Annotated in this window: 18 protein-coding genes, 1 tRNA gene and 1 pseudogene; 8 read left to right on the top strand and 12 right to left on the bottom strand. The window is 59.9% G+C overall.

All coding sequences use genetic code 11. The features are described from left to right. Positions 1–90: 90 nt before the first annotated feature. The 7 genes and pseudogenes from ACTG2O_RS04675 to yqhD form a co-directional block, all read right to left on the bottom strand. A complete protein-coding gene (locus ACTG2O_RS04675; RefSeq protein WP_439975399.1) occupies positions 91–1,491 on the bottom strand; it encodes an L-cystine transporter in 1,401 nt (466 codons plus the stop codon). A 133-nt stretch (positions 1,492–1,624) separates the two neighbouring features. Next, positions 1,625–2,926: an L-cysteine desulfidase family protein gene (locus tag ACTG2O_RS04670; RefSeq protein WP_041201971.1), complete on the bottom strand. Its 1,302-nt coding sequence runs from the start codon at positions 2,924–2,926 to the stop codon at positions 1,625–1,627. A 21-nt stretch (positions 2,927–2,947) separates the two neighbouring features. Then, on the bottom strand, positions 2,948–3,616 hold the full coding sequence (locus ACTG2O_RS04665; protein WP_139412118.1) for a helix-turn-helix transcriptional regulator: 669 nt from the start codon (positions 3,614–3,616) through the stop codon (positions 2,948–2,950). Positions 3,617–3,763: 147 nt separating this feature from the next. Beyond that, on the bottom strand, positions 3,764–4,543 hold the full coding sequence (locus tag ACTG2O_RS04660; RefSeq protein WP_279497100.1) for a substrate-binding periplasmic protein: 780 nt from the start codon (positions 4,541–4,543) through the stop codon (positions 3,764–3,766). A gap of 98 nt (positions 4,544–4,641) precedes the next feature. Then, positions 4,642–6,126, bottom strand: a complete 1,485-nt coding sequence (gene pntB, locus ACTG2O_RS04655; RefSeq protein ID WP_005339759.1) for a Re/Si-specific NAD(P)(+) transhydrogenase subunit beta — start codon at positions 6,124–6,126, stop codon at positions 4,642–4,644. Between the two features lie 11 nt (positions 6,127–6,137). After that, positions 6,138–7,662 (bottom strand): annotated as a pseudogene (gene pntA / locus ACTG2O_RS04650) (Re/Si-specific NAD(P)(+) transhydrogenase subunit alpha). A gap of 507 nt (positions 7,663–8,169) precedes the next feature. Further along, positions 8,170–9,333, bottom strand: a complete 1,164-nt coding sequence (yqhD, locus tag ACTG2O_RS04645) for an alcohol dehydrogenase (RefSeq protein ID WP_439975398.1) — start codon at positions 9,331–9,333, stop codon at positions 8,170–8,172. Positions 9,334–9,490: 157 nt separating this feature from the next. Between yqhD and ACTG2O_RS04640 the strand changes: the two genes are divergently transcribed. After that, positions 9,491–10,393: an AraC family transcriptional regulator gene (locus tag ACTG2O_RS04640; RefSeq protein WP_439975397.1), complete on the top strand. Its 903-nt coding sequence runs from the start codon at positions 9,491–9,493 to the stop codon at positions 10,391–10,393. 17 nt (positions 10,394–10,410) lie between these two features. Continuing rightward, positions 10,411–10,923 carry a lipocalin family protein gene (locus tag ACTG2O_RS04635; protein WP_439975396.1) on the top strand — a complete coding sequence of 171 codons (513 nt, stop codon included), beginning with the start codon at positions 10,411–10,413 and terminating at the stop codon, positions 10,921–10,923. Between the two features lie 65 nt (positions 10,924–10,988). On the opposite strand, the gene ACTG2O_RS04630 is transcribed toward ACTG2O_RS04635, so the two are convergent. Next, positions 10,989–12,881, bottom strand: a complete 1,893-nt coding sequence (locus ACTG2O_RS04630; RefSeq protein ID WP_439975395.1) for a methyl-accepting chemotaxis protein — start codon at positions 12,879–12,881, stop codon at positions 10,989–10,991. A gap of 207 nt (positions 12,882–13,088) precedes the next feature. Then, positions 13,089–13,586, bottom strand: coding sequence for a lactoylglutathione lyase family protein (locus tag ACTG2O_RS04625; protein ID WP_042054839.1), 498 nt, complete (start codon positions 13,584–13,586; stop codon positions 13,089–13,091). 100 nt (positions 13,587–13,686) lie between these two features. Between ACTG2O_RS04625 and ACTG2O_RS04620 the strand changes: the two genes are divergently transcribed. Continuing rightward, positions 13,687–14,559 (top strand): LysR family transcriptional regulator, encoded by an 873-nt coding sequence (locus ACTG2O_RS04620; RefSeq protein WP_439975394.1) that lies wholly within the window; start codon positions 13,687–13,689, stop codon positions 14,557–14,559. Positions 14,560–14,704: 145 nt separating this feature from the next. Here ACTG2O_RS04620 and ACTG2O_RS04615 read toward each other — a convergent pair. Continuing rightward, a tRNA-Trp gene (locus tag ACTG2O_RS04615) sits at positions 14,705–14,781 on the bottom strand. Between the two features lie 201 nt (positions 14,782–14,982). Between ACTG2O_RS04615 and ACTG2O_RS04610 the strand changes: the two genes are divergently transcribed. From ACTG2O_RS04610 to ACTG2O_RS04590, 5 genes are all read left to right on the top strand, one after another. Next, on the top strand, positions 14,983–15,525 hold the full coding sequence (locus ACTG2O_RS04610; protein WP_439975393.1) for a hypothetical protein: 543 nt from the start codon (positions 14,983–14,985) through the stop codon (positions 15,523–15,525). 99 nt (positions 15,526–15,624) lie between these two features. After that, positions 15,625–15,819, top strand: a complete 195-nt coding sequence (locus ACTG2O_RS04605; protein WP_133249581.1) for a hypothetical protein — start codon at positions 15,625–15,627, stop codon at positions 15,817–15,819. Continuing rightward, on the top strand, positions 15,800–16,720 hold the full coding sequence (gene pyrB / locus ACTG2O_RS04600; RefSeq protein ID WP_005339735.1) for an aspartate carbamoyltransferase: 921 nt from the start codon (positions 15,800–15,802) through the stop codon (positions 16,718–16,720). Before ACTG2O_RS04605 ends, pyrB begins: the two co-directional genes overlap by 20 nt. Before the next feature lie 15 nt (positions 16,721–16,735). Continuing rightward, positions 16,736–17,200 carry an aspartate carbamoyltransferase regulatory subunit gene (pyrI, locus tag ACTG2O_RS04595; protein WP_005339730.1) on the top strand — a complete coding sequence of 155 codons (465 nt, stop codon included), beginning with the start codon at positions 16,736–16,738 and terminating at the stop codon, positions 17,198–17,200. 200 nt (positions 17,201–17,400) lie between these two features. Continuing rightward, positions 17,401–17,892 (top strand): arginine repressor, encoded by a 492-nt coding sequence (locus tag ACTG2O_RS04590; protein ID WP_005339728.1) that lies wholly within the window; start codon positions 17,401–17,403, stop codon positions 17,890–17,892. Between the two features lie 132 nt (positions 17,893–18,024). Here the strand turns inward: ACTG2O_RS04590 and ACTG2O_RS04585 are convergent, their stop codons facing one another. Continuing rightward, positions 18,025–19,431, bottom strand: coding sequence for a YfcC family protein (locus ACTG2O_RS04585; protein ID WP_040070076.1), 1,407 nt, complete (start codon positions 19,429–19,431; stop codon positions 18,025–18,027). A gap of 123 nt (positions 19,432–19,554) precedes the next feature. Then, entirely contained in the window at positions 19,555–20,559 is a 1,005-nt protein-coding gene (gene argF / locus ACTG2O_RS04580) for an ornithine carbamoyltransferase (protein WP_005339721.1), read from the bottom strand. Between the last annotated feature and the right edge of the window lie 47 nt (positions 20,560–20,606).

The raw sequence follows: 20,606 nt of genomic DNA, 5'->3' as shown, positions 1-20,606 counted from the left end.
CTCTCAATGGCGCAGGGAGGGCATGCCCTCCCTGCGGTCTATGACGGGAAAGGGTCACCCCTTTCCACAGGCAGATCAACCGACAGCAAATCAGACGGTGGACTCTTCGCCGTCCAGACTCACTTCGTGATCGCTGTTGAACACATGCATGTCGGTCTCGCCCATCAGACGGCTGGTGACCGTCCCTGCGGTGATGGAGCCGGAGACGTTGAGCGCGGTACGGCCCATGTCGATCAGCGGCTCGATGGAAATGAGCAGACCGGCCAGCGCCACCGGGAAGTCCAACGCGGAGAGCACGATCAGCGCGGCAAAGGTGGCGCCACCGCCAATCCCGGCCACCCCGAAGGAGCTGACGGTAATGATGGCGATCAGGGTCATGATAAAGCCGGGATCCATCGGGTTGACCCCGACGGTCGGGGCAATCATCACGGCCAGCATGGCCGGATAGATACCGGCACAGCCGTTCTGGCCGATGGTGGAACCGAAGGAGGCGGCGAAGTTGGCGATCCCCTCAGGAATACCCAGCGACTTGGTCTGGGTCTGCACGTTCATCGGAATGGAGCCCGCACTGGTGCGCGAGGTGAAGGCAAAGGCCAGCACCGGCGTGATCTTCTTGAGGAAGCGCAGCGGGTTGATGCCGACCATGCTCACCAGCAGCAGGTGCACGACAAACATGATGGCGATGGCACCGTAAGAGGCCATCACAAAGCTGAGCAGGTTAAGAATATCCGCATAGTTGGAGCCGGAGACCACCTTGGTCATCAGCGCCAGTACGCCAAACGGGGTCAGGCGCAGCACCAGGGTCACCATTCGCATCACGATGGCATGAGCCACGGCCACGAAGTGGCTGAAGCTGGCGAAGATCTCCGGCTTCTTGCGGGCGATGCCGGTAGCGGAGAGGCCGATGAAGATGGAGAAGATCACCACGGCGATGGTGGAGGTCTTGCGCGCCCCGGTCATGTCGAGGAAGGGGTTGGCGGGAATGAACTCCAGCATCATCTTGGCGAACGACATGCTCTCGACGCTACCGAGGGTGGTCTGCAGCGCAGCGCCACGGGCGCTCTCGGCGGCCCCGGATGTGAGCCCTTCAGCGGTCAGGCCAAACAGGTTGGACATCAGGATGCCCGCCCCGGCGGCGATGGCGGTGGTGAAGATCAGCACGCCTATGGTCATGGCGCTGATCTTGCCCAGCGCAGTGCCGCCATTGAGCTTCAAGATAGCGCTGATGATGGAGACCATGATGAGCGGGATGATGATCATCTGCAGCAGCTTCACATAGCCGCTACCCACGATATCCAGATAGTCGATGGTCTGAACAATGACGGACGAACCTGCACCGTAAAGCAGTTGCAACGCGGCGCCGAACAGAATACCGATCCCCAGACCGGCAAATACCCGGCGGGTGAAGCTCACATGTTTTTCCTGTAACCGGTAGAGAAAGAACAGCAAGATGGCGGCGATAGCCAGATTGCCGATAACGCTAAATGTCATGGTATGACTCCCCAAAAAGCGGGCTTGCGCCCGAGAAACAAGAGCAAGCGCCATGCTTGCCCTGGCAACCGTGTCAGACGGTCTGCGCCGTCGTGACAAGAACAAGGGGGTCTATCGCCCCCTTGTCACAGATTCACTGCTTCTGCTGTTTCGCTCGCATGATGTTGATGATTTCGATGTCGGTATCCAGCATCCCCTCTTTGGAGAGGCGGCCCAGATTGGCGATGGTCTGATCCACGTCGTCGGAGACGATCCCCTCGCTCTGGGGGACATGCAGGTTGTTGATAGCCATCAGCGAAGACTTAACCGCCGCCGAGGTGGAAGTGGAGACCTTCATGGAGCAGGCGCTGCCCGCGCCGTCGCAGATGATGCCGGAGACATCGCCAATCATGTTGTTGATGCAGTGGCTGATCTGCTGATACTGGCCGCCCAGCAGCCAGGTGATGGCGGCACCGGCCCCCATGGCGGCGGTACTGGCGGCGCAGAGGGCCGACAGCTTGTTCTGATAGGTCTTGATGTAGATGGCCACCAGATGGCTCATCACCAGTGCCCGGGTCAGCTGCTCGTCGCTCGCCTTGAGGAAGCGGGCCGCCGCGACCACCGGCATGGTGGCGGCAATGCCCTGATTGCCGGAACCGGAGTTGGACATGGCGGGCAGCATGGCACCATCCATCCGAGCATCGGAGGCAGCAGAGGAGAGGCGCATCGCCAGAGTCATCAGGTCATCGGAGAGCAGCTTGCGCTCCACCTGCTCGGTGAGGATCTTGCCGATCTTCAGGCCGTAACCCTGCAACCCTTCGTCCGCCAGCGCCTGATTCATGGTGGCGGCCTCGCGGATAAAGTAGATCTCCGCCAGCGGCACTTCCAATGCAAAATCGACGATCTCCCGCAGGGTCATGGCCGGTTTGGCGGATTTGGCCGGCTGGATCTGCACGCCGGGGGCACTGGCCTGCTCCATCAGCACCTCGCCATCCTTCTCCATCAGGATGATGCGGGTGTGGTCGGTGCAGATCACCACCCGGGCACTGTGCCCTTCAACTTCGGCCAGCACCTCGGCGTAGAGCACGTCCGGCACATCCTTCACATCCACCTTGATGACCGGCAGCAACGCCTTGGCCGCTTCCACCTGTTCTGGTGTGAGGGTCTTGAGCACCTCCAGTCCGGCATCGGGGTTGCCCCCTGTGATGCCGACCGCTGCGGCCACCGGCAGACCGATCATGCCGGTACCCGGCACCCCGACGCCCATGCCGTTCTTGAACAGATTGCCACTGACCCAAACGCTGATGCGGGTCGGGGTCTCCCCCAGCAACTTGCGGCAGTTGGCCGCCGCCAGCGCCACCGACATCGGCTCGGTACAGCCCAGGGCCGGCACCACTTCACGCTTGAGCAGGGTAATAAAGTCGGTCCATTGTGCTTTCATCGCAGTATTTCTCATGTTCAGGGTGCCCGCAGGCAGTTATTGCTTGTTCAGATCCGCTTTGTGATTACGGATATGCAGATAAACAGTATGACGGGAGATGCCGAGCATCCGGGCAACCAGCTGGGCCGCCTCCTTGATCTCGAAGATCCCCATGTCGAAGAGCCGGGTCACTATCTCCTTGTTGCGCACCGTGCAGGAGAGCGAATCGTCCCGATCCACCTTCTCAATCACCTGAGTCACCAGATCGTCCACCGAGCAGGCAAAGGTCTCGTTGTTGAGCGGAGCCGGTGCCGCTGGCAGCGCAAAGGTATCGAGCAGGCTACCAAGGGAGGTATCCAGACTGAAGTTCACGCAGAGCATGCCGATGGGCTTGCCCTGCCGGTTGCTGATAGTGATGGAGGAGGACTTCATCAGCGTCCCGTCGCGGGTACGGCTGAAGTAACTGCTCCACTGGCTGCCCGCCTCCCCCTGCAAGCGGTTGAGGGCAAAGTCGGTGACCGGCGCCCCCTCCCGACGACCGGTGATATGGCCGTTGGCAATCTTGATGACCGATGCATCCAGCGTATCGAACGCATGCAACACCACCTCGCACCCTGCGCCAAACAGCGCGGCCAGCGCCTCGACCGCGGGCTCGAAACTGGCGATCAGATGACGTTCTTCATCCGTTAACGAATTGATCTGGTCAGTGGTGGCTGCTGTGGACATATATAAGTAACTTTGAGTAAACCGCAGTTGATTCTACTATCAACAAGATCAACTAATGTTGAGCGGCATCCCCTTTTTGTTCGCCATTATGCCCACCTTTTAACAAAGTGCGACAAATTGTGAAGCGGCGCACAGCAGGGCGGCAACTCAGAGGTGATAGCGAGCCAGCAACTGCTTGTAGGCGGGGGTCTGTTTGAACGCCTTGAGGGCAGAGGAGAAGCGGATAGCCAGCTGGTCGTGGCCGGGCTTGTGGGTAAACGCGAGGAAGTTGCGGTTGTCGTCGGTCAGCAGACGCGAGCCGTGGCTCACCTGATCCTGCAACCCCTGGGTATGCAGCAAATAGCGACCGACCCGCTCGTTGAGCACCACCCCGTCCAGCCGACCGGCCATCATCAGATGCAGCTGTTTGATGGCATTCCCCTCCCCCGTCATCGGCATCCGGATAACGCCGGGATCGGTCAGAAAATCGGGGCTGTAGGCATAATCTTCCTGAATACCTATCCGCAGATCCTTGAGGTCGGAGAGCTGCTTGAAATCCACCGGACGAACCGTCGGATAGAAGAGCACTTCGCCGCTGTAAGAGAGCGGCTCTTCGGGGTAGTGGAGCCAATGCTGGCGGGAAGGTTCAAAGAATACGTCGACTACCGCATCCCCCTGCTTGAGACGGGCCTGCTGCAGAACCCGCTTCCAGGGCAGCACCCTGATTTCAGTGCGATAACCCATCTGGCGCAACACGGTACAGGCCAGATCGAGATCGGCGCCGGCCAGCTCGCCATTGTCACCACGCATCACATAAGGGGGCCACAGCTCGGTCAGCAGCGTCAGAGTCGGCGGCTCGTTCGTCGCCACGGCCGAACCAGCACCAAACAGGGAGGCCAGCAGCCAGCCGTACAACCCGATCCTTCGCCAACCCTGACACCACATCATGGAGATCCCTCATGGTCCGTATGGATTGAGGATATACAAGGGATGAGCAATAAAAAAGGAGGCCGAAGCCTCCTTGATATTCACTCTCTGAATGGCACTTACAGTGCTTTCAGGATTGCCTCGACGCTGGCCTTGGCATCGCCAAACAGCATCTGGGTATTTTCCTTGAAGAACAGCGGGTTCTGGACACCGGCGTAGCCAGTGTTCATGGAGCGCTTGAAGCCGATGACGTTCTGCGCTTTCCACACTTCCAGCACCGGCATACCGGCGATCGGGCTGCCCGGATCTTCCATCGCGGCCGGGTTGACGGTGTCGTTGGCACCGATCACCAGCACGGTGTCGGTATCGGCGAAGTCGTCGTTGATCTCGTCCATTTCCAGCACGATGTCATACGGGACTTTCGCTTCCGCCAGCAGCACGTTCATGTGGCCAGGCAGACGACCGGCAACCGGGTGGATACCAAAACGCACCTTGACGCCGCGGTCACGCAGCTTCTGGGTGATCTCGGCAACCGGATACTGAGCCTGCGCCACCGCCATACCGTAGCCCGGGGTGATGATGACGGAGCTGGAGTTCTTCAGCAGGTCAGCCACTTCCTCGGCGCTGGTTTCGCGGTATTCGCCCATCTCCTGATCAGCCGTGGAGGCCACGCCATCGGAGCCGAAGCCACCGGCGATCACGGAGATGAAGGAGCGGTTCATCGCCTTACACATGATGTAAGAGAGGATCGCACCGGAGGAACCCACCAGGGCACCGGTGACGATCAGCAGGTCGTTGGAGAGCATGAAGCCCGCCGCCGCTGCCGCCCAACCGGAGTAGGAGTTCAGCATGGAGACCACCACCGGCATGTCGGCGCCACCGATGGAGGCAACCAGATGCCAGCCGAAGGCGAAGGCGATCAGGGTCATCACCAGCAGAGCGAAGGTGGAGCCACCGGCGTTGACGAAGTAGACCATCAGCGCCAGCGAGGCGACCACGGCCAGCAGGTTCAGCTTGTGGCGGTGCGGCAGCATCAGCGGCTTGGAGGAGATGAGACCACGCAGTTTGCCGAAGGCAACCACGGAACCGGTAAAGGTTACGGCACCGATGAAGACGCCCAGGAAGATCTCGACCAGATGGATGTTCAGCATGGCGCCGGTCAGGTGCTCGACCTGAGCAACGCTGTTGGCCTGCTCGAACGCCGCACGGGCGGCTGCCAGAGTGGCATCCAGGTTGGAACCGACGGAGACGACCACCTCAGCAGGGGCAGAGGGGTGCAGATCGATGAAGCTGTTGAAGCCCACCAGCACTGCCGCCATACCCACGAAGCTGTGCAGCACGGCCACCAGCTCGGGCATCTCGGTCATCTCGACCTTGAGCGCCAGACGCACGCCGATGGCACCGCCGATCACCATGGCCAGAATGATCCAGTGAACGCCACTGGTCTCCGGGTTGAATACGGTGGCGAGCAGGGCGATAGCCATACCCGCGATACCGAACAGGTTGCCATGCTTGGCCGTTTCTTGCTTCGACAGTCCCGCGAGACTGAGGATGAAGAGCACGGCGGCAACGATATAGGATGCTGTTACCAGTCCTTGAGACACGTTAAACCCCCTTAATCCTTACGGAACATCTTCAGCATGCGCTGAGTGACGGTGAAGCCGCCGAAGATGTTGATACTGGCAATCAGCACGGCGATGAAGGCCAATGCGGTAACCAGGGTCGACCCTTGCCCGATCTGCAGCAGGGCACCGACCACGATAATGCCGGAGATGGCATTGGTGACCGACATCAGCGGCGTGTGCAGGGCGTGAGAGACGTTCCACACCACGTAGTAACCGACCACACAGGCCAGGATGAATACGGTGAAGTGGGAGAGGAAGGCTGCCGGGGCAACGGAGGCGATCCAGCCGAAGGCGGCGATGCCGAGGGCACCGAACACGAACTTCTTGTTGGAAGGCTTGGCCTCTTCCTTCTTGGCTGCCGGTTTGGCGGCGGCCGGTTTCTGCGGGGCAGCAGAGACAGAGATGGCGGGCGGCGGGAAGGTCACTTCACCGGCCTGGATCACCGTCATGTTGCGCTGAACCACGTCTTCGAAGTCGATGGCAACGTTGCCGTCCTTCTCCTTGCACATCAGCTTCATCAGGTTGACCAGGTTGGTACCGTAGAGCTGGGAGGATTGGGCAGGCAGACGACCCGGCAGATCGGTGTAACCGATCACCTTGACGCCGTTGTCGGTGACATGCAGCTCACCCGGCACTGTGTATTCACAGTTGCCGCCAGCCTGAGCGGCCATGTCCACAATGACGGAGCCCGGCTTCATGCTGTCGACCATCTCTTTGGTGATCAGCTTGGGAGCCGGCTTGCCCGGGATCAGGGCGGTGGTGATGATGATATCCACCTCTTTGGCCTGCTGGGCGAACAGCTCCATCTCGGCCTTGATGAACTCATCAGACATGACTTTGGCGTAACCATCGCTGGATGCGCCGTCTTCGCCACCGAAGTCCAGCTTGAGGAATTCCCCACCCATGGATTCGATCTGCTCGGCCACTTCCAGACGGGTATCGAACGCACGCACGATGGCACCGAGGGAACCGGCCGTACCGATGGCGGCCAGACCGGCTACGCCGGCACCGATCACCAGTACCTTGGCAGGCGGCACTTTACCGGCTGCGGTGATTTGACCGGTGAAGAAGCGACCGAACTGGTGCGCAGCTTCAACCACGGCGCGATAGCCACCGATGTTGGCCATGGAGGAGAGGGCATCGAGGGACTGGACGGGAGATCCGCGGCACCATATCCATCGCCATCACATTGATGTTGCGCTCGGACAGCTTCTTGACCAGCTCAGGGTTCTGGGCAGGCCAGATGAAGCTCACCAGAGTGGCGCCATCTTTAATTTGTGCGATCTCGGCATCGGTCGGCGCATTGACCTTGAAGATAAGGTCGGCTTGCCAGACATTCGGCACCACGCTGGCACCGGCAGCCTCGAAGGCGGCATCATCGAAGCTGGCCGACAGGCCTGCGCCGGTCTCGATGGCGACCTCGAAGCCGAGCTTTTTCAGCTGCTCGACGGTAGCCGGGGTCGCTGCGACCCGGGTCTCACCGGCGAGACTCTCTCTCGGTATTCCAATCTGCATGACTATTCCCTGATGGTTAATAAACAATCGCTGCCCAGTGTCTCACTTCTGACGAAACAAGACATGACCAAAGTGCAGGTCCAGGGCTCTTTGTTATGAAAATCAGTAGGCTTTACCTCAACCTCCTGTCATGGTCAGGCCCCCGCTTTTCAGGCGCGAAGGTGATTAGTATCAAATTTTGGAGTTTTATTACAACCGCAGTCCCGACGGCACTCGTACAGAATTCAGACCATCCCTGGCTACGATTAAAAAAAACAAACCAAATTAGAGGCTTATACCAGTAAAAACGGCTGAAAAAAGTGATCCAACCAGTCAAAAAAAATGTTTTACCGGCCCTCTATCTTAGCGTTTTTTGTTCTTACGAAATCCGCTTTCGTCTCACTTCTCGCAGCGAAACGCCGAAAAGTAACATTTTCCCAACAAAAGCGGGGCCACTCAGCCGCCATATGGCGGGAGAGGGCCCCGACAATTCAATCGTTTCGCCCGTTTGGCACCGATTGGCGGCCCTTACCAGGCCGCTTCATAAATATGCTGGCTCTGCACCAGATCGATATCGCCGTGCTCGCCCAGACGGGTCATGCCGTGCTCACCCAGCTTGCCGATCAGGGTGTCGATACCCAGATCTTTCAGACCGTAGTCGCGCAGTCGGGTCTTGACCCCCATCCGCTCGAAGAAGTCGCGGGTCGCGGCGATGGCATCGTCGATGCGCTCCGCTTCGCTGCCGCTGTGCAGACCCCACACCCGCTCTGCGTATTGCAGCAGCTTGGCATGCTTCTGTTTGCGCTTGGCCTGCAGCAGGGCGGGCAGCACCACCGCCAGAGTCTGGGCGTGGTCGAGGCCGTGCAGGGCAGTCAGCTCGTGACCCAGCATGTGGGTGGCCCAATCCTGCGGCACACCGGCACCGATCAGGCCGTTCAACGCCATGGTGGCGCTCCACATGATGTTGGCGCGTACCTCGTAGTTCTGCGGCTCGGCCAGCGCCTTGGGGCCCTCTTCGATCAAGGTCAGCAGCAAACCTTCAGCGAAGCGATCCTGCACCTTGGCGTTGACCGGATAGGTGAGGTACTGCTCCACGATGTGGACGAACGCATCCACCACCCCGTTCGCCACCTGACGCTCGGGCAGGGTGTAGGTGAGCACCGGATCCAGCACGGCGAAGCGCGGCATCACGAACGGCGAGAAGAAGTGCACCTTGTCGCCACTGCTGCGACGGGTGATGACGGCGCCCATGTTCATTTCGGAACCGGTCGCCGGCAGGGTCAGCACTGAGCCGAGCGGGATGGCGGAACGCACTTCGCTGCCGACGGTCTCGAGAATGTGCCAGGGATCCTTGGCCAGATCGTAGTGCGCGGCAGCGGCGATAAACTTGGTACCATCGAGCACGGAACCACCACCAACGGCGAGCAGGAAGTCGACCCGCTCGGCACGGGCCAGCTCCACGGCGCCCATCAGGGTCTCGTAGGCCGGATTCGGTTCGATGCCGCCAAATTCAAACAGGGTCATGCCAGCCAGCTCGTTACGGATCTGCTCCAGCAAGCCGCTGCGTACCACGCTGCCGCCGCCATAGGTGATCATGACGCGGGCATCGCTCGGAAGCTGCTCGCGCAGCTGGGCGATCTGCCCTTGGCCGAACAGGATTTTGGTCGGGGTATGGAGCGTAAAGTTGTTCATCGACATTGCCTTCTTCTGATAGTCAGGGCGGCCTGGCCGCGAAATCGTGATTGCATTTTTCTCCAGAACCACCCTACCATCAAGACAACATCCTGCTTGATTCTTGCCTATTTCTACAAAGCAGCGAAAACCGGAACTGTCGAATCAAAGAGCACCCATGCAAAACCGTTACAGCGACCTCGCCGCCAGAGTGACCCGCCACGTCACCGCCCCCGGCATCACCCCATCACCGGTGAAACAGGTCAACCTCATCTATACCACCGAGCACCATGGCCGCACCCCGGTGCTCTACCAACCGCGGATGATCGTTATCCTGCAGGGACACAAGGTGGGTTATCTGGCGGATCAGGTGTTTCGCTACGACCCCAACCACTACCTGCTGATGACCCTGCCGCTCCCCTGCGAGTGCGAGTGCTTCGCCTCCCCCGAGCAGCCGCTTATCGGTTTTACCATCGAGATCGATCTGGTCACCCTGCAAGAGCTGCTGCTGGAGCTGGGCGATGCCCTGCCCGCCCCCGCGCCGCAAAAGAGCGGCGTCCACTCGGTCCCCCTGTCCGAAACCATGTTTTGCGCCGCCGAGCGACTGATCGAGCTGATGGACAACCCGCTGCACGCCAGGGTGCTGGGGCCGCAGACGGTGCGGGAGATGCTGTTCCACGCCCTCACCGAGGGGGGCGGCCCGGCGCTGCAAGCGCTCGCCAATCGCCACAACCATGTGGGCCAGATCGCCCGGGTGCTGCGTATGATAGAGTCCCGTTATGCCGATAACCTCACCATGGAGGAGCTGGCGCGGGAGGTGAACATGAGCGTCTCCGCCTTTCACCACCACTTCAAGGCGGTCACCGCTACCTCGCCGTTGCAGTACATCAAGTCGTTTCGCCTGCACAAGGCGCGAATGATGATGCTGCACGACGGCATCAAGGCGGGCACCGCGGCGGCCAGAGTCGGTTACGAGAGCAACTCCCAGTTCAGTCGGGAGTACAAGCGCTTCTTCGGCAGCACGCCGACAGATCAGGCCTCCCGCTTCCGGGATGGCCAGCTGCGCATCATCGAGGGATAACAAGAGAGGGATTACTTATGCGTTCATTGCTTTGCCTGTTCACCGCTTTGCTGCTGACGGCCTGTACCGGGATTGCCGACGGCATCCGCCCCGTTACCGGCTTCCAGCTCGACCGTTATCTTGGCACCTGGTACGAAATCGCCCGCCTCGACCACAGCTTCGAACGGGGGTTGGAGCAGGTGAGCGCCACCTACAGCCTGCGGGACGATGGCGGCGTCAAGGTGCTCAACCGCGGCAAGCAGAGCGATGGCAGCTGGCGCGAAGCCGAGGGCAAGGCCTACTTCGTCGATAGTCCTGACGAGGCGCGGCTCAAGGTGAGCTTCTTCGGCCCCTTCTACGGCGGCTACAACGTCATCGATCTCGATCCCGATTACCAGCTCTCGCTGGTGACCAGCTACAACCACGACTACCTCTGGATCCTCTCCCGCTCACCCAACCCGCCCAAGGCGAAAGTGGATGCGCTGATCGCCAAGGCGAAGTCGCTGGGCTTTGCCACCGACCAGCTGATTTGGGTCAAGCAGACCCCTTAAGCCAGTCGTGAAATAACAAAGGGCAGCCCGCGGGCTGCCCTTTCTGTTGCTGGTGTGGCGGGATGTCAGAGCCGGAAGCGACCGATCTCCTGCTCCAGCCGCTCGGTCAGCGACTTGAGTTCGGCCGCCTGCGCCGCCTCGCTGCCCGCCTGCTCGGCCAGCTCTTGCGAGACGTGGCGGATATTTTCGGTATTGCGGCTGATCTCGCCGGTCACCGAAGTCTGCTCCTCGGCCGCCGCCGCGATCTGGGTCGCCATGTCGCTGATGGAGCCGATCGCCTCGTTGATCCGGGCAAGGCTCTGGTTGGCCGCTTCCGCATCCTCGACGCTGGTACCCGCCAGCTGACGGCTGGTCTCCATGCCACCCACGGCGCGACGGGTGGTCTGCTGCAGGGTCTCGATCATCTGCTGGATCTCGTCGGTGGAGTCGTGGGTACGGCGTGACAGCACCCGCACCTCGTCTGCCACCACCGCAAAACCACGGCCCTGCTCACCGGCCCGGGCCGCCTCGATGGCGGCGTTGAGCGCCAGCAGGTTGGTCTGCTCGGCGATGCCGCTGATGGTCGCCAGAATGCCGCTGATCTTCTGGGCATGGCTGTCCAGCTCATTGATGATCTGGCTGGCATCGGCCACTTCGTCCGCCAAACCGGTAATGCTGCGCTGACTCTGGCCAACCTGGGATTGGCCGGCGACCGCCAGTGCGACCGCATCGGTGGCGGTGGTGGCGGCAAACTCGGCGTTACCGGCGATCTCCTGGGTGGCGGAAGCCATCTCAGTCACCGCGGTCGCCACCATCACGATCTCGTCCTGCTGCTGGCGCACCCGCTGACTGCGAGCCTGCGCCCCGGCCGCCTGGGCACGGGACTGGGCCGCCAGCTCGACGGTCACATCCCGCAACCGGCTGACGATACCGTGCAGCCGCGCCACGAACTGGTTGAAGTTCTGGGCCAGCTGACCCACCTCATCCTTGCTGTGGGTGTTGATGTGAACGGTGAGATCCCCCTCGCCGTGGGCGATGTCGTGCAGGGCGTGCGCGACCCGACCGAGATCGGCGAACAGGTATTTGAAGGTGGCGGTGAGCAGGGTACTGAACACCAGCATCAGCACCAGGGTCAGCCCCACCAGCTCCCACAGCAGACTGCTGAGCGGCGCCTCCAGCACATCGCGATACATCACCATGGCCAGCAGCCAGTCGGTGCCCGGCACCGGTTGTACTGCCAGCAGCACATCCCGCCCGTCGAGGGTGGCGGCGTGCAGCTCGCTGTTTTCGCGGCCCCACTGCTGGAAGGTGGCGGCAGAGAGTCCCGGCGCCAGCTCGGCGATGGGCTTGAGCGCCAGATCCTTCTGCGGATGGCCGACGATGAGGCCGCTGCTGTCGAGCAGCATGGCATAGCCCTCACCCTGCACCTTCATCGCCAGCACTTCGTCGATCAGCTTGTCGAGCGCCAGGTTGGCCCCCACGGCACCAACCAGCTCGCCCTGATGGCGCACCGGCTCGGAAAGAGTGACCACCAGCTTCTGCATGGTGACGCTGACATAGGGGGCAGTGACGATCAGCTGACCCGCTTTCACCGCATCCTGATACCAGGGGCGCTCGCGCGGGTCATAGTTGCCGGTGTTGAGGGAGGGATCCTGCCGGGTCATCACCCCCTGTGCGGAGCCAAAATAGGTGAGCCCGAAGCCGCCCGAGGTGTAGGCCTGCTTCAGGTGCGGTACCAGCTCGGCTTGGGGGTTATCGCTGATCAGGTTGACCAGCGCATGGACGGTGTTCTTGCGATCCGTCATCCAGTCGCCGATGGCGACCGAGTAGGCGTGACCATAGTTGACCGCCTCGCTCTGGATGGCGCTCATGGTGCGGGATTTGAGGGTGTGAAAGGCAACGATGCCGAGCAGTGATGCCATCAGCAGCACCACGCCAAGACTGGTGGCCAGCAGCTTGCCGCGCAGAGAGAGGGTCATGACGACGAATCCTTGTTGTTGTGTCAGGCAGGGAAAACCCTGATGTATCAAAGGCTATCGGCCGCAATATGAACAGACTTTAGTGAATCTGTATATTTTCCCATCTATCAACAACAGAACGCGCTATTCGTGTGAACCAGATCGCTATTCCATGCTACTGACTCTTGTAACAACAAAGCAGCATGCCGCCCGAAGGCGGCCTGTCACTTACCCCTGATATGCACCGGCGGAGTAGGTCAGCTCATAGCTGTGGCTGTAGATCTCGACGATATTGCCGAAGGGATCTTCCATGTAGACCATGCGGTAGGGCTTCTCGCCCGGGTAGTACTCTCGCACCGGCATCCGCTGCTTGCCGCCCGCCGCGACGATGCGCGCCGCCAGCCCCTCGACATCCGGATCCTGCACGCTGAAGTGGAACACTCCGGTCTTCCAGAATTCGAAGTTGTTTTCGCGCTGCTCGCTGTTGGGGAACTCGAACAGCTCGATGCCAATCTTGTCGCCGGTGGAGAGGTGGGCGATGCGAAAAGAACCCCAACCCGGGCCAAACACGTCGTTACACATCACGCCGATGGCAGAGTCATCCTCGGTGATGGTGGTGGCCGGCATGATGAGATACCAGCCCATCACCTTGGTATAGAACTCGACTGCCTTGTCGAGGTCAGTCACCGTGATGCCGATGTGGGAGAAGTTGCGTGGATAGGTCATACGTCACCTTGAAATTGTGTGTGGGAAACAGGTGACATGATAGGAAGGGGCGACATAATGAAAAATAAGGTCAAACTAATGGAAGGCATAAATTAAATTTATGGTTAATCCACTCTGGCTCCACACCCTGGTGGTGGTGCATGAAACCGGCAGTTTTACCCGTGCCGCCGAGCGGCTGAATCTCACCCAGGCCGCCGTCAGTCAGCATATCTCGCGCCTCGAGGCCGAATTTGGCCCCCTGCTGCTGCGCAAGCCCCGTCAGCTGGAGTTCACTCCGCGCGGGCTGGTGCTGCTCGACTTCGCCCGCCAGCAGAAGCAGGCCGCCGAACAGCTGCGGGCACGCCTCTCGGACGATGACCCTCACCACGGCGCCATCACCCTGTCCACCCCGGGTAGCATCGGTCTGCTGCTCTATCCCCTGCTGCTCGACCAGCAACAGGAGCACCCCGGACTCACCATCCAGCACCGCTTTGCCCCCACCCCCGACATAGTGCAGGCGATACTGGCAGGGCGCAGCGATCTGGGACTGGTGGATCATCCGCCGGAACACCCCAGCATCGCCGCCGAGCCCTTCGCCCGCGAACCCCTCTGCCTAGTGGTGCCCAACGATGGCGAGGAGCAGAGCTGGCAGCACCTCTGTCAGCTCGGCTTTATCGACCACCCGGATGGCCGCAGCATGGCACAACGCCTGTTGGGACGACGCTACCCCGGCCAGCGCTTCGGCGAGATCCCGCTGCGCGGCTTTACCAACCAGATCGGCCTGATCCTGGAACCGGTCGCCCGCGGCCTCGGCTTTACCGTGCTGCCCCGCTTCGCCGTCACCGCCTTTGCCCAGCAGGAGAAGATCCGGGTGATCCAGAGCAGCATTGAGGTGATCGACACCCTCTGGCTGATCTACCGCGCAGAGTGGCCACTCCCCGCCCGCCACCAGCGGCTGGTCACCGTCCTGAAACAGCGGGTTGCTGCACATTGAACGCTCTTGCGGCAGACATCGAGATCAATGTGGCCACAGTCACCGGACTGCTAACGGCAAGAAGGAGAAGAGAAAGGAGAGATGGATAAATTGGCGAACGCCGGAAATGCGAAAGGCCAACTCAATGAGTTGGCCTTTCTGAAAATGGCAGGGGCGGCAGGACTCGAACCCGCAACCATCGGTTTTGGAGACCGCTGTTCTACCAATTGGAACTACGCCCCTGCAACAAACGAGGCGTAGTATACAAAGTGGAGATCAAAGGTAAAGGCTTTTTTTACGCTTTCGATGCGATTGCACAAATCCCGAACAAGTCGCGGTTATTTGTGCAGCGAAGCGGGATAACTTGCTGTATTTGCAGCCCTGCCGGGGTAGGAATGGGACATAAATGGGGGTAGGGTGAAATCAGGTACCGGGAGGCCACTTATGCTCAATTACCGACTGCTCCAACAACTGGCGCCCCTCAACTTCAGGGATGAACGCAAAACAGAGCCCCTGCCCGCCTATCTTGAACGGGTCGCGCCGCTGGTGCCCTTTATTCCTGAAAATGTGCTCTCACAGTGGATTTACCGCCATTGGCGCGGTTTTGAGTCCAACTGGAGCTTTATCGATCTCGCCAGCCATCAATTCACCTGTGAAAGCTGGCCCACCGCGCAACTGGTAGAGCAGGTGGACTCCCGCCATATGGAGGTGATCGAGCGCTGGGGGGAGATGCTGCGCAGCAACCGCTATGTCCGCCGCTCCTGGCTCGGCGAGAAGATGCTGAGCGAAGGCACCTGGCCCGAACCTGTCATCGTACTGGCGCCGGAGGAGGGAGCCAGCTACCCGAACGGCCATCCCCTGCCCCGCCCCTACTGCCTGCTGGAAGGGCACCACAGACTCGGTTATTTGCGCGCCATGGTCCGCGATGGGGAATCGCTGCAAGAGACGCACAGAGTGTGGATTTGTCGTCATGTTTCCGTCACTTAAACGTTTTTCATGCTGAAATTGGCATCGGAAATAAAATTTTGACAATTAAAAAAGCGGCCCTATAATCTGTCCGGTTTTGAAAAAGGTCGGGACGAAACGATGCAGTTTTTGATTCAGAAAACAGCCTTGCAGACGGGTGGTGCGCACCAGAGCGGCCCCGTTGTTTCCGGTTCCCACCCCAAAGATCCCCAGTTATTTTTAAAAAAAGCCCCTGTTTCAGGGGCTTTTTTTTGTGCCCGAAAAACCTCCAATGATGTCAAAGGGAATGCAGACGATGACCAATCCACTCTATAAGAAACATGTCATCTCCATTTCGGACCTGACCCGGTCAGAAATGGAACTGGTAGTCTCAACCGCACAACGGTTGAAGGCTGAACCTGACACCAGCCTGTTGAAAGACAAGCTGGTTGCCAGCTGCTTCTTCGAAGCCTCCACCCGCACCCGCCTCTCGTTCGAGACCGCGGTACAGCGCCTTGGCGGCAACATCATCGGCTTCGCCGACGGTGGCAACACCAGCGCCAAGAAGGGCGAGACGCTGGCTGACTCCATCAAGATCATCGGCTCCTACTCGGATGCGGTGGTGATGCGCCACCCGAAAGAGGGCGCGGCCCGTCTGGCCTCCGAGTTCTCCCGCGTGCCGGTCATCAACGGCGGCGACGGCTCCAACCAGCATCCGAGCCAGACCCTGCTCGACCTGTTCACCATCCATGAGACCCAGGGCCGTCTGGACAACCTCAACGTCGCCTTCGTCGGTGACCTGAAATATGGCCGCACCGTGCACTCGCTGGCCCAGGCACTCAGCCTGTTCAACTGCCGCTTCTTCTTCATCTCCCCGGAAGCGCTGGCGATGCCGGACTACATCTGCGAAGAGCTGGAAGAGAAGGGTATCCAGTTCAGCGTCCACCAGACCATGGAAGAGGTGATGCCGGAGCTGGACATCCTCTACATGACCCGCGTCCAGAAAGAGCGCTTCGACGAGACCGAATACAAGCACATGGCCGCCAAGTTCATTCTGGAGCTGGCGACTCTGGAAGGGGCAAAGCCCACCATGAAGATCCTGCATCCCCTGCCCCGCGTCGACGAGATCGATGTGGCGGTCGACAAGACTCCCCACGCTTGCTACTTCCAGCAGGCGGAGAACGGGGTCTATGCACGCCAGGCGCTGCTGGCACTGGTACTGAACGAAACTGTCTGAGCTTAGGGGAATATCATGTCTGACAAAAACCAACTGCAAGTCGAAGCCATCCGTCACGGCTCCGTCATCGATCACATCCCCGCTGGCCAGGGCATCAAGATCCTCAAGCTGTTCCAGCTGGTCGAAACCCAGGAGCGGATCACCGTCGGCTTCAACCTGAAATCCGGCGCGCTGGGCAAGAAGGATCTCATCAAGATTGAGAACACCCGCCTGACCGAGCAACAGGCCAACCAGCTGGCGCTGTTCGCCCCGAAAGCGACCGTCAACATCATCGAAGACTTCAATGTGGTGAAGAAGCACCAGCTGGAGCTGCCGGAGTTCATCGCCGGGGTGTTCCACTGCCCCAACTCCAACTGCATCTCCCACAACGAGCCGGTAGACAGCTACTTCCGGGTGCGCGAAGTGAAAGGCGTCGTGCGGATGAAGTGCAAATATTGCGAGAAGTCCTTCACTCAGGACATCGTCAGCGAGCGTTACTGATATCTGATTGGGCCCTGCGGGGCCCATTTTTGAACCCTGTCACATCACCGAATTTCCAGTCAGCTATAATTTGCCATCGCAAGATGGTAATGCCCGCTCATTCCCTGCATATAGATGGATTATCAGTGTTTTTGCCTGATAACTGACTGCTATGGCAGATATCGCGCGTTTACCTCCGGTCATCATCAAAGGAATTCGCCGTGGTCAAAACCCTCAGTCGTCCCGTTGCCCAAGAGCCCGATCTGGCCCAGCTGGATGCCTGTCGCCAGATCATCGGTCAGCACTGCTACAGCACCCAGGAAGAGATCCGCCGCGAGCTGTCGGAGCGCGGCTTTGCCGACATCAGCCAGTCCACCATCTCCCGCCTGCTGCGCCGCCTCGGCGTTGCCAAGGCGCAGAATGCCAACGGCAAGAAGGTCTACACCCTGGTCGATGAGCAGCTGGAGCCCGCTGGCAGTACCCGCTCTATCCACGACATGGTGCGCGAAGTGGTACACAACCAGCAGATGGTGCTGATCCACACCACCCCGGGGGCCGCCACCGTGGTGGCTCGCCTGCTGGATCGCAACGCCAATCCCGAGATCATGGGCGCCGTCGCGGGCAACGATGTAGTGCTGGTCGCGCCGCGCCATATCAGCCGCACCCGTCAGGCCCATGCCGCCGTGGTGCGCACGCTGGCGCAGGCCCGCTAAGCTCTCTCCCCCAAATGCACTGAGGCGACCCGCGGGTCGCCTTTTTGTTGCCTGCTACTTTGTGCCCATCACTTCTTGCGCCCATAAAAAACGGGAGCCCGCAGGCTCCCGTTTCATCTTGCTTGTCATCCCTCAGGAGAGCACGGCGCCCAGGCTCAGGCAGACCACGATCAACACGGTCAGGATTCCGAGCAACGGAGCCACCCACTTCAGCCAGCGCACATAAGGCACCTTGGCGATGGCCAGACCGCCCATGACCACGGCGGAGGTCGGGGTCACCAGGTTCACCAGACCGGAGGCAGACTGATAAGCAGTCACAACCAGATCGCGACCCACGTTGGCAAAGTCGGCCAGCGGCGCCATGATCGGCATGGTCAGTACGGCCAGACCGGAGGAGGACGGCACCAGGAAGGAGAGCACCACTTCCAGCACGAACATCACGTTGATAAAGACGATGGTGGAGAGGCCGGTCACGATCCCTTCTGCACTGTGCAAAATGGTGTGAGTGATCATGCCGTTATCCATTACCACCACGATACCGCGGGCGATACCGATGATCAGCGCCACACCCAGCAGGTCGCGGGCACCGTCGATAAAGTTGGAGGTCAGCTCCTCTTCGCTCATGCGGGAGATGACACCGACGATGATGGCGGCAGCCAGGAACACACCGGAGATCTGCGCCATCCACCAGCCCAGCACGGCCACACCGTAGATCATCACGGCAAAGGCGGCGACGAAGATACCCAGCACGATTTTACGGGTCAGAGTAAACTCCAGCATCTGGTCGCTCTTGTTGCCGAGGAAGTGGGCACGGTTCTCTTCCCACTTGTCAGCCACCAGAGATTTGCTCGGATCGCTGCGCACCATCTTGGCATAACGCATGACGTAGGCAACGCAGAGCAACCAACCAGCCACCAGCATGGCGACGCGCAGCCAGATACCGTCGGTGAAGGAGATACCGGCGGCGTTGGCGGCGATAACAGTGGCAAACGGGTTGATGGTGGAGCCGAGAGTACCGATACCGGCACCCAGTAGCACGGTTGCCGCCGCCACCACAGGGTCAAAACGGGCGGCCATCATCACCGGCACCAGCAGGGTGTAGAACGGCAGCGACTCTTCGGCCATGCCGTAGATGGTGCCGCCTGCGGCGAACAGCGCCATCAGGATCGGGATCATCCACTCTTCACGGCCACGCAGACGGTCGGTCACACGTTCGATACCGGCATCGATGGCACCTGTCTTGGTCACAATGCCAAGAAAACCACCGATGATCAGGATAAAGAGGGAGACGTCGATGGCGCCTGCCTCATAGGTGTCGTGGTTGTAGAGGCCATCGATAGGTGCCAGCAGCACATCGACGATCCCCTGGGGATTCCCCTCCACCAGTTTGTAGGTACCCGCCACCGGCACTTCTTTGCCGAGGGCTTCGTTCATGGTCATCTCATATTTGCCGGCCGGCACTATCCAGCTCAGGGCGGCCACCAGGGCGATCAGCACAAACAGTATCGTGTAGGCTGACGGGAACTTGAATTTGGTCATGGTCCAGCTTCCTTCTGTGGGTGTGGTATCCATGCAGGCTGCGGGTTGTAGGGTTAGAGGTATTATGCCGCTGTCACATGGTCGAAAAGCCGGGGGTCGCCCCCCGGCACCACTACTGCGACCTTAGTCGCCCAGCGTAGCAACCATCACTGCCTTGATGGTGTGCATCCGGTTTTCGGCCTCGTCGAACACGATGCTGTGCTCGGATTCGAACACGTCCTCGGTCACTTCCAGGCCTTTCATGCCATATTTGTCAGCCACTTCCTTGCCCATGGTGGTCTCGTCGTTGTGGAACGCCGGCAGGCAGTGCATGAACTTCACATCCGGGTTCTTGGTGGCGTTGATGACATCCATGTTGACCTGATACGGGGTCATCAGTTTGACGCGCTGATCCCAGGCTTCTTTCGCTTCACCCATGGATACCCAGACGTCGGTGTAGAGGAAGTCCGCACCCAGCACGCCCTCTTTCACATCTTCGGTCAGGGTGATGCGTGCGCCGGTCTCTTCGGCGATCAGGCGGCACTTGGCAACCAGCTCCTCTTCCGGCCAGAAGGCTTTCGGTGCGACCAGACGGATGTCCATGCCCATTTTGGCGGCGCCGACCATCAGGGAGTTACCCATGTTGTTGCGGGCATCACCCAGGTAGGCAAACTTGATTTGATCCAGACGCTTGCCCTTGCCGTGCTCCAGCATGGTCATGAAGTCAGCCAGGATCTGGGTCGGGTGAAATTCGTTTGTCAGGCCGTTCCAGACCGGAACACCGGCGTAGGCGCCCAACTCTTCCACGATCTCCTGACCGTAGCCGCGGTATTCGATACCGTCATACATGCGACCCAGTACACGAGCGGTGTCCTTCATGGACTCCTTGTGACCGATTTGGGAACCGCTTGGGCCAAGGTAGGAGACTTGCGCGCCCTGGTCGAAGGCCGCCACTTCAAATGCACAACGGGTACGGGTGGAGGTCTTCTCGAAAATCAGGGCGATGTTTTTACCGACCAGATGCTTGCGCTCGTAGCCACCGTATTTGGCTTTTTTCAGGTCGATGGCCAGGTCGATCATGTATTGGATTTCGCGCGGGGTGAAGTCCAGCAGTTTCAGGAAGTTACGGTTACGCAGATTAAAAGCCATGATGAGTTCTCTCTATATATGTTTCAGACCAGTTCGGGCAGTAGTGT

This window comes from Aeromonas sp. 61P, from assembly GCF_051919545.1.
Lineage (GTDB): Bacteria > Pseudomonadota > Gammaproteobacteria > Enterobacterales > Aeromonadaceae > Aeromonas > Aeromonas veronii.
Note: the sequence above shows the minus strand (reverse complement) of the source record. Positions and strands in the feature narration are given on the sequence as shown.

Coding starts and splice junctions, on each gene's coding strand:
- ACTG2O_RS04670 (WP_041201971.1), bottom strand. CDS start 2,926: ATGAGAAATACTGCGATGAAAGCACAATGGACCGACTTTATTACCCTG.
- ACTG2O_RS04610 (WP_439975393.1), top strand. CDS start 14,983: ATGCTCAATTACCGACTGCTCCAACAACTGGCGCCCCTCAACTTCAGG.
- pyrI (WP_005339730.1), top strand. CDS start 16,736: ATGTCTGACAAAAACCAACTGCAAGTCGAAGCCATCCGTCACGGCTCC.
- ACTG2O_RS04605 (WP_133249581.1), top strand. CDS start 15,625: ATGCAGTTTTTGATTCAGAAAACAGCCTTGCAGACGGGTGGTGCGCAC.
- yqhD (WP_439975398.1), bottom strand. CDS start 9,333: ATGAACAACTTTACGCTCCATACCCCGACCAAAATCCTGTTCGGCCAA.
- argF (WP_005339721.1), bottom strand. CDS start 20,559: ATGGCTTTTAATCTGCGTAACCGTAACTTCCTGAAACTGCTGGACTTC.
- ACTG2O_RS04675 (WP_439975399.1), bottom strand. CDS start 1,491: ATGACATTTAGCGTTATCGGCAATCTGGCTATCGCCGCCATCTTGCTG.
- ACTG2O_RS04625 (WP_042054839.1), bottom strand. CDS start 13,586: ATGACCTATCCACGCAACTTCTCCCACATCGGCATCACGGTGACTGAC.
- ACTG2O_RS04635 (WP_439975396.1), top strand. CDS start 10,411: ATGCGTTCATTGCTTTGCCTGTTCACCGCTTTGCTGCTGACGGCCTGT.
- pyrB (WP_005339735.1), top strand. CDS start 15,800: ATGACCAATCCACTCTATAAGAAACATGTCATCTCCATTTCGGACCTG.
- ACTG2O_RS04620 (WP_439975394.1), top strand. CDS start 13,687: ATGGTTAATCCACTCTGGCTCCACACCCTGGTGGTGGTGCATGAAACC.
- ACTG2O_RS04660 (WP_279497100.1), bottom strand. CDS start 4,543: ATGATGTGGTGTCAGGGTTGGCGAAGGATCGGGTTGTACGGCTGGCTG.
- ACTG2O_RS04585 (WP_040070076.1), bottom strand. CDS start 19,431: ATGACCAAATTCAAGTTCCCGTCAGCCTACACGATACTGTTTGTGCTG.
- ACTG2O_RS04630 (WP_439975395.1), bottom strand. CDS start 12,881: ATGACCCTCTCTCTGCGCGGCAAGCTGCTGGCCACCAGTCTTGGCGTG.
- ACTG2O_RS04640 (WP_439975397.1), top strand. CDS start 9,491: ATGCAAAACCGTTACAGCGACCTCGCCGCCAGAGTGACCCGCCACGTC.
- ACTG2O_RS04665 (WP_139412118.1), bottom strand. CDS start 3,616: ATGTCCACAGCAGCCACCACTGACCAGATCAATTCGTTAACGGATGAA.